Source organism: Kitasatospora sp. CB01950 (genome assembly GCF_001905465.1).
GTDB lineage: Bacteria > Actinomycetota > Actinomycetes > Streptomycetales > Streptomycetaceae > Kitasatospora.
Genome location: NZ_LISX01000007.1, coordinates 116412 through 130157, shown reverse-complemented (window position 1 = coordinate 130157; position 13746 = coordinate 116412). Strand labels below are relative to the sequence as shown.

Sequence of the window (13746 nt, the reverse complement as noted above, 5' to 3'; positions counted from 1 at the left end):
ACGTTCGCTCGAAGGAGTGAACTCTGTCGTTCATGTGTTCGCATGCCCGGGTGCGGGCGGCCGCGTTCCGACACCTGCCTACTGCATGTTCTCCAGGTGCGGGTGGTCGAAGGACGCGGAGCAGTAGTAGAGCTGCATGTGGTAGCTCCGCCCGATCAGGATGCCGATGTCCTCGGCGAGGCCCCGGTCCTCGACGGGGTCCCAGCCGCTGCCGTCCAGGGCGTCCGAGCCGATCGTCAGCAGCGGACTCATGACGCACTCGCAGGTCGCGCACCGCATGACCGACGGATCGGAGAAGCTCCACGGCCCCCAGCCGCCGACCTTCCAGCCCGGGGCGACCGACAGCTCGGACTGGTAGTAGGCCCGGAGCTCCTCGGGGTGGAGGTAGCGGGGATCGGTGCCGGCGAACTCCCGCTCGGTCCAGTCGGCGATCCGCTCCGCCAGGTCCCGCTCCAGTTCGAGCGGCGCCGGGTACTCGTCCACGACCTCGGGATGCAGCACGCACGGCTCGGGCAGGTACTCGCCGTACTGCGTCACGTCCGCGGGCAGCGGCGGCTCGACCAGCAGCTCGCCCACCTCGGCGGAGGAACGCCACACCACCTTGGCGGCGGGCATCCACTGCGGGTCGTGGTTCAGCGGGCACCACAGCACCTGCAGCAGGTCCGTGCCCTCGGGGTGCGGAAGCCCGGGGATGTCGCGCGCGTAGAGCTGGGCCACCGGCAGCAGGGCGTTCGGCCCCGGGCTCCACGGATGCCCCGTGTGCGTCGCTTCGAGTGCCGCCCGCTCCGGTGCGGTGAGGCCCTCACCCGACCGGGCGGCCTCCTGAAGGCCGCGGCGCAGCCTGACAGCGGCCGGCGACACCGGCAGGTCGTCCTTCGGGTGCGGGCCCTCGCAGACCGGCCACGGCTCGTCGGCCGGCCACAGCAGCGGGCCGCCGACCGAGCTGTCCCGAACGGTCGGCGCGCCGAGACGCGGGTGCAGGCGGACCGCCCGCCGGGCGAGCGGCGCGAGTTCCGGGAAGACCGCGGCGATGTCCGCGCGGCGCGGCGGGGTGGTGCGGGCCATGGAGACCGTCCTTCGACAGAGCGGGAGACGAACAGATCCTGACCGCACCCACTGACAGGTACGACGCGGGGCGTTTCTGCAGCTCAGTCAGATTCTCGGACTTGAATATTTACGAACGAGTGTTCGATGCTGGAGTCGTGCACATGTTCGAACAAGACTCGATCGACCCGTCCGAGATGGGCGCTTCCGCCCGATTTGCCGCCGCTCGGGCGGGCGGCGACGTTCGAACGCTCGAACGGGATCGAACGGTCGTTGTGCCGCTGCGGCCCGGCACCGCCCCCACCCCGTCGCTGCCGATCATCGCCGAACCCGAGCTGCTGCCCGTCCTGCCCGCACTCGCCCCACTGCTCCCCGGCGGCGGACTGCGACCCGGCACCGCCGTCTCCGTCACCGGCGACACCGGGCTGCTGCTCGCCCTCGGCGCCGGAACCTTCACCGAACAGACCGGGGACACCGCCTGGGCCGCCGCCGTCGGACTCCCCGAAATCGGACTGGCCGCCGCCGCCGGCTACGGCTACGACCTGCGACGCCTACTGCTCGCCGACCACCCCGGACCGCACTGGCCCGACGTGGTCGCCGCCCTCGCCGGCGCCGTCGGCCTGATCCTGCTCCGCCCCACCGGCCCGGTCGCACCCGCGCTCGCCGCCCGCCTCACCGCCGTCCTGCGCCGCAGCCGCTGCGCCCTGCTGGTCGCCGGCCCCTGGCCCGGGGCCGTCCAGCGCCTCAGCATCCGCACCGGCCGCTGGTTCGGCCTCGGCGACGGCCACGGCCAACTCACCGGCCGCCAGGTCGAGGCCGTCGCCGAAGGCCGCGGCACCGCGACCCGCCCCCGCACCGCCCACCTCTGGCTCCCCGACGCCAAGGGCACCGCCCGCCCCCTCACCCCCACCGAGACCCCGCTCACGCGGCCGGCCCTGGAGGCGGTCTGAGATGCGACGTCCTCCCTCGGCGACGGCGGGCTTCCGCCTGCGGTGCTGTTCGAGCGGGTCGGTGGGGGCGGTCACGGATTCGGGCTGTCGTTGCTTGTGTGTTCTCGGCTTCGTTCGGGGCTCGTCGACGGGGTCCGGGCCTGCCGGTGTCGAGGGGGCCTGCGGTGTGGTGGCTGTTCGGTTTCGGCGGTCCGGGCTTGCTGGTGTCGGGCGCGGGTGGGCCGGGTTGCAGTGCTGTTCGAGCGGGTCGGCGGGAGCGGTCGTGGATTCGGGTCGCTGTTGCTTGTGTGCTCGCGGTTTCGTTCGGGGTCCCTCGGCGCGGTTCGGGCCTGCCGGTGTCGGGGAGGCCTGCGGTGTGGTGGCTGTTCGGTTTCGGCGGTCCGGGCCTGCTGGTGTCGGGCGCGGGTGGGCCGGGTGGCTGCGGTGCTGTTCGGCCGGGTCGGCGGGGGCGGTCGTTGCTTCGGCCGCGCGTTCTGGCTCCGCCCGGCTTCTTGGCTGCGGAGGTCCTTCGCCTGCGGCGCGGCGGCTGTTCGGTTTCGGCGGTTTGGGCTTGCCGGTGTCGAGGGTGGGTGGGCCGGGTGGCTGCGGCGCTGTTCGAACGGGTCGGCGGCGGCGCGCGCCGTTTCGCTCTGCGGTCGCGCGTGCTTTCGGCGCCCCGGGCGGGGCAGGGTTTCGCCGGTGGCCGTGCGGTTGTTCGGTTTCGGCGGGGCGCTGTGTCTGCGGTGCTGTTCGGCCGGGTCGGCGGCGTTCGCCGCTTCGGGCCGTCGTTGCTCGTGCGTTTCGGCTTCGCCCGGCTCCTCGGCGGTGGCGGTCCTGTACCTGCGGCGCTGCGGGGGCTGTCCGGGTCCGGCAGCGTGCGCCGTTTCAGCCCCCTTCGTCGTCGCGGCCGGTGGTGGGGGTGTGCCCGAGCGTCTGTTGACCCCGTTCTTCCGTTCCGTCGAGTTCTCCCGAGTGACCAGGCATGAAGCATCCCAATCCCGTCCGTAAGCAGTCCGTGAGCCGTGTCGGTGACGGGCCGTTGTGGGGTACCTCGAAGGCGGGGGAGGCGGGGTGGGGGCCGGCGGGGCAGCGGGTGCTGGTGGTGTGGTGTCCGGACTGGCCGCTGGTGGCGACCGCGCCGGTGGGCGGGGAAGCGGGGGCGGTGGCGGTGGTGGAGGGCGGTCGGGTGCTGGCGTCCTCGGAGGCGGCGCGGGCTGCCGGGGTCCGTCGCGGGCAGCCGTTGCGGTTGGCGCAGCGGTTCTGCCCGGAGTTGCGGCTGCGCGACCGCGACGAGGAGGCGGAGGCGCGCCGGTTCGAGCCGGTGGTGGCTGCGGTGGAGGCGTTCACCCCGCGAGTGGAGGTGCTCCGGCCGGGGCTGTGCGCGATTCCGGTGAAGGGCCCGGCCCGGTACTTCGGCGGTGAGGAGGCGCTCACGGCCGGCATCCGGGACGCGGTCGCCACCGCCCTCGCACTGACCCGCCCGGTCGCCCCGCCCGTCGCACCGGAGCAGGAGCCCGCCGACGAGTCCGAACCGGCCGCCTGGGTGGACGAGATGTTCACCCAGGCGGACACCGCCCCCCGCCCCCCGCTCGCCGTCATCGACGGCGGCCCCGCCGAGCCCGCCCCGCCACACGTCCCCACCCCGCACGTTCCTGCTTCGCTCGCCTCCACCCCGCTCGTTCCTGCTTCGCTCGCCTCCACCCCGCTCGTTCCTGCTTCGCTCGCCTCCACCCCGCTCGTTCCTGCTTCGCTCGCCTCCACCCCGCTCGTTCCTGCTTCGCTCGCCTCCACCCCGCTCGTTCCTGCTTCGCTCGCCTCCACCCCGCTCGCCCCCACCTCGCACGCCTCCGCTTCGCAGGCCTCCACCCCGCCTGCTCCCGCCCCGCGCGCCGTGGCCGTCCCCGAAGGGCCGGAGCCGACGCCGGAACCCCTTGCGTCGCCCCCGCGCGGCCTTCTCGGGGTCGCCGACGGCCTGTTCGCCGCCGTGCTCGCGGCCCGCGCCGAGCTGCTGGTGCCGTCGGGGCGGACGCCGGAGTTCCTCGCGCCGTACCCGGTGTCGACGTTGGGGGAGCCGGAGTTGGCGGAGCTGCTGCACCGGCTGGGGGTGGAGACGGTGGGGGCGTTCGCGGAGCTCGCGGCGGACGTGGTGGCGAACCGCTTCGGTCCGACCGGGAGCGCCGCGCACCGGCAGGCCCGCGGCCTGGACCCGCGCCCGCTGGCCCCGAAGGACCAGGGGCTGGACCTCTCCGTCGAGCAACTCTTCGACCCGCCCGAGGAGTTGGCGGAGCCGCTGGTGTTCGTCGGCCGCACCCTCGCGGAGCGCCTGCACGCCCGGCTCGCCGAGGTCGGACTCGCCTGCCAGCGGGTCGCGGTGGAGGTGTCCTGCGAGGGCGGCCGCACCGTCGCCCGGTTGTGGCAGCACGAGGGGCGGCTGTCGGCGGCCGCGCTCGCCGAGCGGATCCGCTGGCAGTTGAGCGCCTGGCAGTCCACCGGCACGTTCACCGACGCGGACGGCGCGTTCATCGCGCTGCGCCTCGTCCCGGACGGCCTGTTCCCGGACCGGGGACGGCAGTTGGCGCTGTGGGGCGAGGCCGTCGCGGAGGACCGGGTGGAGCGGGCGGTGGCCCGGGTGCAGTCGCTGCTCGGCTATGCGGGGCTGCGGCGCGGCGCACCCGAGGGCGGCCGGGCCCCCGGCGAGCAGCAGGCACGGCTGCCGTGGGACGAGGCCGCGCTCCGGGACGGCCGGGAGGCGGACGGTCCCTGGCCGGGTCGGCTCGCCGACCCGTCGCCGTCCGTGGTGCCGCCGGACCCGGTGCCGGTGCTGGTGCTCGACCGCGAGGGGCAGCCCGTCGCGGTGGACGGCCGGGCCGAGGTGTCCGCCCCGCCGGACCGGGTCGAACTGCACGGCCGCACCCTCGACGTGCTCGGCTGGACCGGCCCGTGGCCGGCCGTCGAACGCTGGTGGGACCCGCGCACCGCCCGCCGCCGGGCCAGATTCCAGGTCGCGGTGGAGGGCGGACGTGCCCTGCTGCTCACCGTGGAGGGCGGCCGCTGGTACGTCGAAGGGGCCTATGACTGAACAGAATTGACGAATCGTCAGACAAGCGCTCGGGGGGAGCGCCCGCACCGACCACCCCGAGACCGGAGCACCACCCGCGATGGGATTCACCAGCCACCCCTCGCTCCCCTGGACGGAGCTGCAACGCCGGATGTCCGGCGCCCGCCCGGCGGTTCCCCCCGCCCCCGAGGAGCCCGAACGCCCCCGGCCCGCGCCGCCGAAGGACGCCCTCCCGTGGGCCGAACTACACGTCCACTCGGCGTTCAGCTTCCTCGACGGCGCCAGCGACCCCGAGCAACTCCTCGACGAGGCAGCCGCGTTGGGCATCGAGACGGTGGCGATCACCGACCACGACGGGTTCTACGGCGCGGTCCGGCTGGCCGAGGCCGCCAAGGGCACCGGCATCCGCACCGTGTTCGGCGCCGAACTCACCGTCGGCCCGGACGACCACCTGCTGGTGCTGGCCCGCGACCCGGAGGGCTACCGGCGGCTGTCCGCCGCGATCAGCGCCGCCCAGCTGCGCGGCGGCGCCAAGAACAACCCGCGCTACGCCTTCGAGGAACTCGCCGACGCCCACCACGGCCACTGGGCGGTGCTCTCCGGCTGCCGCCGCGGCCGGGTCCGGCACGCCCTGGAGACCGCCGGCGAGGACGAAGCCGAACGCCAACTCCGTTCCCTGGCCGAGGCGTTCGGGGCGGAGAACGTGTACGTCGAACTCACCGACCACCGGCTGCCCGGCGACGACCTGCGCAACGACCGGCTCGCCGCGCTCGCCGCCCGCGCCGCGCTGCCACTGGTCGCCACCAACAACGTCCACCACGCCGCGCCCGCGCAGGGCCGGCTCGCCCAGACCCTGGCCGCCCTGCACGACCGCCGCACCCTGGCACAGGCCGCGCCCCACACCATGGCCGCCGGCACCGCCCACCTGCGCTCCGGCCGCGAGATGGCGAGGCGGCTGCGCAGGTTCCCCGGCGTCCAGCAGGCCACCGTCGACCTCGCCCGGGCCTGCGCCTTCGACTTCGCCACCCTCGACCCGCAACTGCCCGGCTACCCCGTCCCCGACGGCCACACCGAGAGCAGCCACCTGCGCGCCCTGGTCGCCGAGGCCGGACCGGCGCGCTTCGGCCCCGACAACGACCGGGCCCGCCGCCAACTCGCCCGCGAACTCGACGTGATCGAGACCCGCGACCTCGCCGGGTACTTCCTGATCGTGCACGACATCGTCGACTTCTGCCGCCGCGAGAACATCTGGTGCCAGGGCCGCGGCTCCGCCGCCAACTCCGCCGTCTGCTACGCCCTGGGCATCACCGCCGTCGACCCCGTCGCCTACGGCCTGCTGTTCGAACGCTTCCTCAGCGTGGCCCGTGACGGGCCGCCCGACATCGACCTCGACATCGAGAACCGCCGCCGCGAGGAGGTCATCCAGTACGTGTACGGGCGCTACGGCCGCGCCCACGCCGCCCAGGTCGCCAACGTCATCACCTACCGGCCCCGGCTCGCGCTGCGCGACGCCGCCCGGGCGCTCGGCTACCCGTCCGAACAGGTGGACGCCTTCACCCGGCAGGTCGAGTTCCACGGCACCGTCCAGAACGACGCCGTCATCCCCGCCGACGTCCTCGACCTCGGCGGCCAACTCCACGGCCTTCCACGCCACTTGGGCATCCACTCGGGCGGCATGGTGCTCACCCGGGAACCCGTCGGGGAGATCTGCCCCACCGAATGGGCCCGGATGCCCGGCCGCTCCGTCCTGCAGTGGGACAAGGACTCCACCGCCGGCGCCGGACTCGTCAAGATCGACCTGCTCGGCCTCGGCATGCTCGCCGCCCTGCACGACGCCTGCGACCTGATCGAACAGCACTACGGCGACCGGCTCGACCTCGCCACCATCCCCCAACACGACCCCAAGGTCTACGAGATGCTCTGCCGCGCCGACACCGTCGGCGTCTTCCAGGTCGAATCGCGCGCCCAGATGGCCACCCTGCCCCGGCTCAAGCCCAAGCACTTCTACGACCTGGTGGTCGAGGTCGCACTGATCCGCCCCGGCCCGATCCAGGGCGGATCCGTCCACCCCTACCTGCGCCGCCGCGACGGCGTCGAACCCGCCGACATCCCGCACCCCAGCATGGAACGCGCCCTCGCCAAGACCCTCGGCGTCCCGCTGTTCCAGGAACAGATGATGCAACTCGCCATCGACTGCGCCGGATTCAGCCCCGACGAGGCCGACCGGCTGCGCCAGGCGATGGGCGCCAAACGCTCCCTGGAACGCGTCGCGGTGCTGCGCACCCGCCTGCTGGAAGGCATGGCCGAACGCGGCATCCCGCCGGAGACCGCCGAGGACGTCTACACCAAGATCGAAGCCTTCTCCAGCTACGGCTTCCCCGAGTCGCACGCGATCAGCTTCGCCTACCTGGTGTGGGCCAGCGCCTGGCTCAAGTACCACCACCCGGCGGCGTTCACCTGCGCGCTGCTCGCCAACCAGCCGATGGGCTTCTACTCCCCGCTCAGCCTGATCACCGACGTCCGCCGGCACGGCGTGCGGGTCCGCGGCGTGGACGTCGCAGTCAGCGCCCCCGGCCCCACCCTGGAACCCGGGCGGCACCCCTCCTACCCGCACCCCCTCACCGCCGGAACCCCGCAGGCCGCGATCCGGCTCGGCCTCACCTCGGTCCGCGGCCTCGGCCGGGCCCAGGCCGAGACCATCGCCGCCGGGCGCCCCTACACCGACCTGGAGGACTTCGCCCGCCGCACCGCACTGCCCCGGCCGATCATGGAGGCCCTCGCCACCGCCGGCGCGTTCTCCTGCTTCGGACTGAGCCGCCGCCAGGCCCTCTGGACGGCCGGCCTGTACGCCGCCACCGACCCCGACTCGCTGCCCGGCACCCTCCCCGGCGCGGACGCCCCGCCGCTGCCCGCGATGACGCCGATCGAGGAGACCATCGCCGACCTGTGGGCCACCGGCAGCTCCGCCACCAGCCACCCCGTCCAACACCTGCGCGAGGCCCTGCACCGCTCCGGCGCCGTCACCGCCGCCGCACTCCAGCACGTCCCGCCCGGCACCCCTGTCGTCGTCGGCGCCCTGGTCACCCACCGCCAACGCCCGCCCACCGCCGGCGGCGTCCTCTTCCTCAGCCTGGAGGACGAGACCGGCCTGATCAACGTCATCTGCAACCGCCCCGTCTGGGAGGCCCACCGCCGCACCGTCCTGGAACGCGCCGGCCTGCTCGTCCACGGCACCGTCGAACGCACCCACGGCGCGACCAACCTGATCGCCACCCGCATCACGCCGCTGCGGCTGGGGATCTGATGCCCCGAATTATTCACTTGCGAGGGCCGATACGGTGTGGCTTCGATCAAGGGGGGCGATTGTCCAGACGCTTCGCCACGGCCCTCGCCGTGACCGCCCTCGCCGCCGCCACCGGCTGCGCGAGCACCACCGCCGCCACCGTCGGTTCGAAGCCCACCGGCCCCGCCGCCGTCACCGGCGCTCCCGGGCCCGCGTGCAGCGTCGCGCCGAGCCCCACCGAGACCTACGAGGGCAACTGGAAGGGGCCGCTCCCTGACGAGATCCGCTGCCTGCCGCACATCGCCGACGGCTCCCTCTCCTACCTGGCGAGCGGCCCGACCCCCGGCGGCTGGAAGGCCCTGGAGGTCCACGTCACCCCCGACACCGACCCGGAACAGACCCGGGCCCTGTGCCACCGCATCACCGAACTCGGCTGGGGCTACGGCGGCTCGCACGACATCACCCTGCTCCTGGTCAGCGGTGCCGGCCACTACCAGTCGGAGCCCGGCCTGCCCGCCTGCGCCGATGGGAGCCGGCCGCGCTCGCCGGCCGCGCCGTAGCGGCTCGCGGACGGCTACGGAAAGCGCTTGCCAAGCTCGGTACGGTGATGCCCGACCCCAGGAGACGATCATGTTCAGGCGCCCCGCCCCTGCTCTTGTCCTTGCCGCTGCCGCCTTCGCCGTCACGGGCTGCACCGCCACCGAGCCGCAGGCCGGCGCGCCCGCTTCTGCCTCCGCCGGGCCCGGACCGGCGTGCAGTGCCGCGCCCAGCCCCACCGCCAGCTGGATGGGCGGCTGGGGCGGCCCGCTGCCGGACGACGTCCGCTGCCTGCCGCATGTGGCAGGTGGCGGCTACGTCCACTTCCCGCCCGCGCCGGACGTCACCGAGGGCGGCGAGAACTCCATGGTGGTCTACGTCACGCCCGAAACCGTCCCTGAGCAGACCCTGGCCCTGTGCCTGCGCATCACCGAACTCGGTTACGGCCTCGACGGTCCGCACCAGGTAGCCACGCTCGTGGTCGGCCTCGAGGCGAAGACCGGCCAGTACGGGTCGATGCCCGGCAACACCCCCTGCACCAAAGTCCGGTGACCTCCCAGCTCTCGTTGTCCGTCGGGCGACTGGCATCTGCGGCGCCGCCGGCCGCACGCCGATCCCCGCCCTGTCCGCCCGTCGGGCCTGACGCCGGGCTCACCGCAGCGGCTTCCGCCCCTCGCCGGGCGGGCCCGCGAAAGTCTGGGCGTACGGTAGCCAGGCGTGGGCGGTGTCGCCCACGACCGTCAGGGCGAGGTCGTCGGGGTGGCGGCGCTGGGTGACCAGCAGGCAGAAGTCCAGCGCCGGGCCGGACACCCGGTCGGCGGCGTCCTCCTCGCCCCACGTCCACAACTCGCCTGCCGGGGAGCGGAGTTCGAAACGGATCGGGGCGGTGGGTGTGGGCAGGCCGTGCGCGGCGAAGGCGAAGCCGACGGTGCGGACGCCCAGGTGGGCGATGTGGCGCAGGCGGTCGGTGGGGGTGCGGTCCGCGCCGAGGGCGTCCGCGACGTCCTGGCCGTGCGCCCAGGTCTCCATCAGGCGGGCCGTCAGCATCGAACGGGCCTTCATCGGCGGCCCGAACCACGGCAGCCGCACGTCCGCCGGCGCCGCCGCCAACACCTGCGCCACCTCCGCGCGGCCCGCCCGCCAGCGCGTCAGCAGCGCGGCCGGGTCCTCGCCGACGCCCTCCGCCGCACCCCGGTCCACGGCCGCGAGCCCGTCCGTGAACTCCCGCCCCAGCGCGCCGACGAAGCCCTCCGGGTCGCGCGCCGCGAGCAGCGTCCACCGGTCCGTCCACGCCAGGTGCGAGATCTGATGCGCCACCGTCCACCCGACCGCCGGCGTCCCCACCGCGTACCCTTCCGCGCCCAACTCGGCCACCAGGGAGTCCAGTTCCTCCCCCTCGGCCACCAGATCCGCCACCAGACCGTCCACCCGTCACCCCTCTCGCGCTCACTCCGACCACCCACTCCGACCACCCACTCCTACCCCCGCCCGCCCCGGCCCGCACCGCGGTCTTCGCCGTGGGCTGCCCCGTGCAGCGGGTTTCGCTGCGGGGCGGGTGGCAGGCGGCGTGGTCTGATGAAACGTCAGGCGGGTGGAGCGGGAGGACGGTGGCGGGTATGCGGGTGGTGGTGGTCGGGGCCAACGGGGAGATCGGTCGGTGCGTGGTGACCGAGGCGCTGGCGCGGGGGCACCGGGTGACGGCGGTGGTGCGGCGGCCGGAGGAGTACCAGGGGTTGGCGATCAGCGTGGAGCGCGGGGACGTGCTGGATCCGGCGGACATGGCGCGGGTCGGGTCGGGGGCAGCGGCGTTGGTGAGCGCGGTCGGCGGCGGGGACGGCCCGGGCCGGGGCCGGCTGATCGAGCCGGCCGCGCACGCGCTGGTCGCGGGGATGCGTCAACTCACCGACCAGGCACCGAGGTTGCTGGTGGTCGGCAGCGCGGGCAGCCTCACCACCCCGGCGGGCTCGCGGCTGTGGGACGAGCCGTCGGTGACCGCGCGCCAGCTGGAGGTGATGCGGGCGCACGGCCGCGCGCTGGAGTACCTGCGCACCGTCAGCGACCTGGACTGGACGGTGCTCAGCCCGCCGCAGAGCCTGCTGCCGGGCGAGCGCACCGGCGACTACCGCACCGCCACCGACGAGCTGGTCGCGACCCCGGACGGCCTGTCCACCATCTCGCTGCCGGACTTCGCCACCGCCCTGGTCGACGAACTGGAGACGCCCCGCCACCACGGCGAGCGCTTCACCTGCGGCTACTGAGGAAGCACCGGGGCGGAGGGGGTGACGGGCGGCGGTCAGCCGAGTTGGATCGAGCGCTTCGCCAGGCCCATCCAGAAGCCGTCGATGACGCTGCGCTGGTCGCCGAGGTCGGACTCGCCCGCGCCGAGGGTGACGAAGAGCGGGGCGAAGTGTTCGGTGCGGGGGTGCGCGAGGCGGCCGGCGGGGGCCTTGTGTTCGAAGTCGAGGAGGGCGTCGAGGTCGCGGGCTTCGAGGGCGCGGCGGCCCCAGTCGTCGAACTCGGCCATCACGGAGGTGATCCGGCCGTCGGGGGAGAGGGCGCGCAGGTTGTGGGTGAAGAAGCCGGAGCCGACGATCAGCACGCCCTCGTCGCGCAGTGGGGCGAGCTTGCGGCCGATGGCGAGCAGCTCCTGCGGGTCGAGGGTGGGCAGCGAGATCTGCAGGACGGGGATGTCCGAGTCCGGGTACATCTCGACCAGCGGGACGTACGCGCCGTGGTCCAGCCCGCGGTCCGGCACGTCCTGCACGGGGGTGCCGGCGGTGCGCAGCAACTTGCGGACGGAGTCGGCGAGTTCGGGTGCGCCCGGGGCGGCGTACCGCACCTGGTAGTAGTGCTCGGGGAAGCCCCAGAAGTCGTACACCAGGGGAATGGTCCGCACCGAGCCGATCGCCAGCGGGGCCTCCTCCCAGTGCGCGGAGACCATCAGGATCGCCTTGGGGCGGGGCAGGTCGGCGGACCAGGCGGCGAGCTGGCCGGGCCAGATCGGGTCGTCGGCGAGCGGGGGCGCGCCGTGCGAGAGGTAGAGAGCGGGCATGCGCTCGGTGGTGGCGTTGCTCATGGGTCCGTCCTCCTGGCCCGACGAATCTGGTTCAAATTTGAACCGAACGCTGTCGACGGTACACCTGAGTTCAAATTTGAACAACCGGAGTAGGATGCGGGGCATGGACGAACCCCGCTGGCTCGACGAGACCGAGATGGCCGCCTGGCGCGGATTCGTCGAGGCCACCAACCTGGTCGCCCGCCGACTCGAACGCCAGCTCAAGGATGACGCGGGGCTGTCGCACACCCAGTACGAGATCCTGGTGCAACTGTCCGCCGCCCCCGAGGGCTCGCTGCGGATGACCGACCTGGCCGACCGGCTGGTCACCTCCAAGAGCGGCCTGACCTACCAGGTCACGCAGCTGGAGAAGGCCGGCCTGGTCGGCCGCCGCTCCTGCCCCGGCGACGTGCGCGGTGTCATCGCCGAACTCACCGAACAGGGCTGGCACACCCTGCGAGCCGCCGCCCCGGGTCACGTCGCCGCCGTCCGCGACACACTGATCGACGTCCTCACCCCACAGCAACTGGCCGCCCTCGCCGACAGCCTCAACACCGTCGCCGACCGCCTCCGCGCCACCGACGCCTGAAGCAGGTCAGAGGGACGAGGCGCGGACGCAGAGTACGTCCGGCAGGTGGGAGGTGAGCAGTGACCAGTGCTCGCCGCCGTCGGGGGAGCCGTACACCTCGCCGTTGCGGTTGCCGAAGTAGACGCCTGCCGGGTCGGCGTCGTCGGTGCACAGGGCGTCGCGCAGGACGACGCCGTAGTGGTTCTCGTGCGGCAGGCCGGTCTCCAGGGGCTGCCAGGTCTCGCCCGCGTCGGTGGTGCGGAAGATCCGGCAGCGGCGGTCCACCGGCAGGCGGGCGTAGTCGGCGTCCAGCGGGAACAGGTACGCGGTGCCCGAGGTGTGCGGGTGGGCGGCCACGCCGAAGCCGAAGTCGGCGGGCAGGTTGCCGGAGATCGACGTCCAGTTCCGGCCGGCGTCGTCGCTGCGGTAGACGCCGCCGTGGTTCTGCAGGTACAGCCGGTCGGGGTCGGTCGCGTCCCGGGCCATCTTGTGCACGCACTGCCCGTACTCGGGGAACCGGTCCGGCAGGAAGTCCGCCTTGAGGCCGGTGTTGGACGGTTCCCAGGCGTGTCCGCCGTCGGTGGTGCGGTAGACGCCGCCGGAGGAGACCGCGACCGCCAGCACGTCCGGGTCGCGCGGGTCGGTGACGACGGTGTGCATGCCCTGGCCGCCGAAGCCCGCGCCCCAGTGCTCGCGCTGCGGGTGGTCCCACAGCGCGTCGACCAGGCTGAAGGACTCGCCGCCGTCGGTGGAGCGGAACAGCGCGGCCGGCTCGGTGCCCGCGTAGACCACGCCCGGGGCCTCCGCGCCGGCCGGCTGGAGTTGCCACACCCGTTCCAGCGAGGCGCCCGTCCGCTCGGGGAAGCGCACCGCGGGCTTCGACGGCTCCTGCCAGCTCGCGCCCAGGTCGTCGGACCACCACACCGACGGGCCCCAGTGGCTGCTGTCCGCCCCGACCAGCAACCGGGTGCGGCCGCCGCGCCGGTCGATGCCCACCGAGTAGATCGCGTTCATCTGGAAGTGCGGGCCGCTGAACTCCCACGTCCGCCGGTCCGGACTGCGGCCCAGGAACAGGCCCTTCTGCGTGCCGACGGCCAGCAGGGCACCCCGTACGTCACTCATCGTGAACCACCCGGAATCGGTTGTGCGCGGTCCCGCAGCAGTCTCCTCCGGGGCTCCGGCGGTCGCACGGCAGCGCGCCGCGACGGCCGGTGCGGCACGGTGGAATGCCGGACGACCCGAGATGGTTTATGATTCAACAAGACCCCGATG

Annotated in this window: 11 protein-coding genes; 7 read left to right on the top strand and 4 right to left on the bottom strand. The window is 73.9% G+C overall.

Annotated elements, in window-relative coordinates; translation table 11 throughout:
- Positions 1-78: 78 nt before the first annotated feature.
- Positions 79-1065 carry a hypothetical protein gene (locus tag AMK19_RS19255; RefSeq protein ID WP_073813282.1) on the bottom strand — a complete coding sequence of 329 codons (987 nt, stop codon included), beginning with the start codon at positions 1063-1065 and terminating at the stop codon, positions 79-81.
- A 143-nt stretch (positions 1066-1208) separates the two neighbouring features.
- Between AMK19_RS19255 and AMK19_RS19250 the strand changes: the two genes are divergently transcribed.
- The 5 genes from AMK19_RS19250 to AMK19_RS19230 all read left to right on the top strand — a co-directional run bounded on the left by AMK19_RS19250 (position 1209) and on the right by AMK19_RS19230 (position 9403).
- Positions 1209-1994: a hypothetical protein gene (locus tag AMK19_RS19250; RefSeq protein WP_143200293.1), complete on the top strand. Its 786-nt coding sequence runs from the start codon at positions 1209-1211 to the stop codon at positions 1992-1994.
- Positions 1995-2988: 994 nt separating this feature from the next.
- Positions 2989-5052 (top strand): Y-family DNA polymerase, encoded by a 2064-nt coding sequence (locus AMK19_RS36565; RefSeq protein ID WP_198953370.1) that lies wholly within the window; start codon positions 2989-2991, stop codon positions 5050-5052.
- A gap of 79 nt (positions 5053-5131) precedes the next feature.
- Positions 5132-8335: an error-prone DNA polymerase gene (locus AMK19_RS19240; RefSeq protein WP_073813279.1), complete on the top strand. Its 3204-nt coding sequence runs from the start codon at positions 5132-5134 to the stop codon at positions 8333-8335.
- 59 nt (positions 8336-8394) lie between these two features.
- Positions 8395-8874: a hypothetical protein gene (locus tag AMK19_RS19235; RefSeq protein ID WP_073813278.1), complete on the top strand. Its 480-nt coding sequence runs from the start codon at positions 8395-8397 to the stop codon at positions 8872-8874.
- Between the two features lie 70 nt (positions 8875-8944).
- The gene (locus tag AMK19_RS19230; protein ID WP_143200292.1) at positions 8945-9403 is read left to right on the top strand and encodes a hypothetical protein; all 459 of its coding nucleotides are present in this window, start codon (positions 8945-8947) and stop codon (positions 9401-9403) included.
- Between the two features lie 99 nt (positions 9404-9502).
- Here the strand turns inward: AMK19_RS19230 and AMK19_RS19225 are convergent, their stop codons facing one another.
- Entirely contained in the window at positions 9503-10279 is a 777-nt protein-coding gene (locus tag AMK19_RS19225) for a TIGR03084 family metal-binding protein (RefSeq protein ID WP_073813274.1), read from the bottom strand.
- Between the two features lie 188 nt (positions 10280-10467).
- Between AMK19_RS19225 and AMK19_RS19220 the strand changes: the two genes are divergently transcribed.
- Complete coding sequence (locus AMK19_RS19220) at positions 10468-11109, top strand: NAD(P)-dependent oxidoreductase (RefSeq protein WP_073813273.1); 642 nt, start codon at positions 10468-10470, stop codon at positions 11107-11109.
- A 35-nt stretch (positions 11110-11144) separates the two neighbouring features.
- Here AMK19_RS19220 and AMK19_RS19215 read toward each other — a convergent pair whose 3' ends face one another.
- Positions 11145-11927, bottom strand: a complete 783-nt coding sequence (locus AMK19_RS19215) for a dioxygenase family protein (RefSeq protein ID WP_073813271.1) — start codon at positions 11925-11927, stop codon at positions 11145-11147.
- 103 nt (positions 11928-12030) lie between these two features.
- On the opposite strand from AMK19_RS19215, the gene AMK19_RS19210 reads away from it, so the two are divergent.
- A complete protein-coding gene (locus AMK19_RS19210; protein ID WP_073813270.1) occupies positions 12031-12495 on the top strand; it encodes a MarR family winged helix-turn-helix transcriptional regulator in 465 nt (154 codons plus the stop codon).
- Positions 12496-12501: 6 nt separating this feature from the next.
- Here the strand turns inward: AMK19_RS19210 and AMK19_RS19205 are convergent, their stop codons facing one another.
- A complete protein-coding gene (locus tag AMK19_RS19205) occupies positions 12502-13596 on the bottom strand; it encodes a WD40/YVTN/BNR-like repeat-containing protein (protein ID WP_073813268.1) in 1095 nt (364 codons plus the stop codon).
- Positions 13597-13746: the final 150 nt, after the last annotated feature.

What these genes read in the sequence shown, in the direction of transcription:
- AMK19_RS19255 (WP_073813282.1), bottom strand. Translation starts at nt 1,065, where the DNA reads ATGGCCCGCACCACCCCGCCGCGCCGCGCGGACATCGCCGCGGTCTTC.
- AMK19_RS19250 (WP_143200293.1), top strand. Translation starts at nt 1,209, where the DNA reads ATGTTCGAACAAGACTCGATCGACCCGTCCGAGATGGGCGCTTCCGCC.
- AMK19_RS19240 (WP_073813279.1), top strand. Translation starts at nt 5,132, where the DNA reads ATGGGATTCACCAGCCACCCCTCGCTCCCCTGGACGGAGCTGCAACGC.
- AMK19_RS19230 (WP_143200292.1), top strand. Translation starts at nt 8,945, where the DNA reads ATGTTCAGGCGCCCCGCCCCTGCTCTTGTCCTTGCCGCTGCCGCCTTC.
- AMK19_RS19220 (WP_073813273.1), top strand. Translation starts at nt 10,468, where the DNA reads ATGCGGGTGGTGGTGGTCGGGGCCAACGGGGAGATCGGTCGGTGCGTG.
- AMK19_RS19215 (WP_073813271.1), bottom strand. Translation starts at nt 11,927, where the DNA reads ATGAGCAACGCCACCACCGAGCGCATGCCCGCTCTCTACCTCTCGCAC.
- AMK19_RS19210 (WP_073813270.1), top strand. Translation starts at nt 12,031, where the DNA reads ATGGACGAACCCCGCTGGCTCGACGAGACCGAGATGGCCGCCTGGCGC.
- AMK19_RS19205 (WP_073813268.1), bottom strand. Translation starts at nt 13,596, where the DNA reads ATGAGTGACGTACGGGGTGCCCTGCTGGCCGTCGGCACGCAGAAGGGC.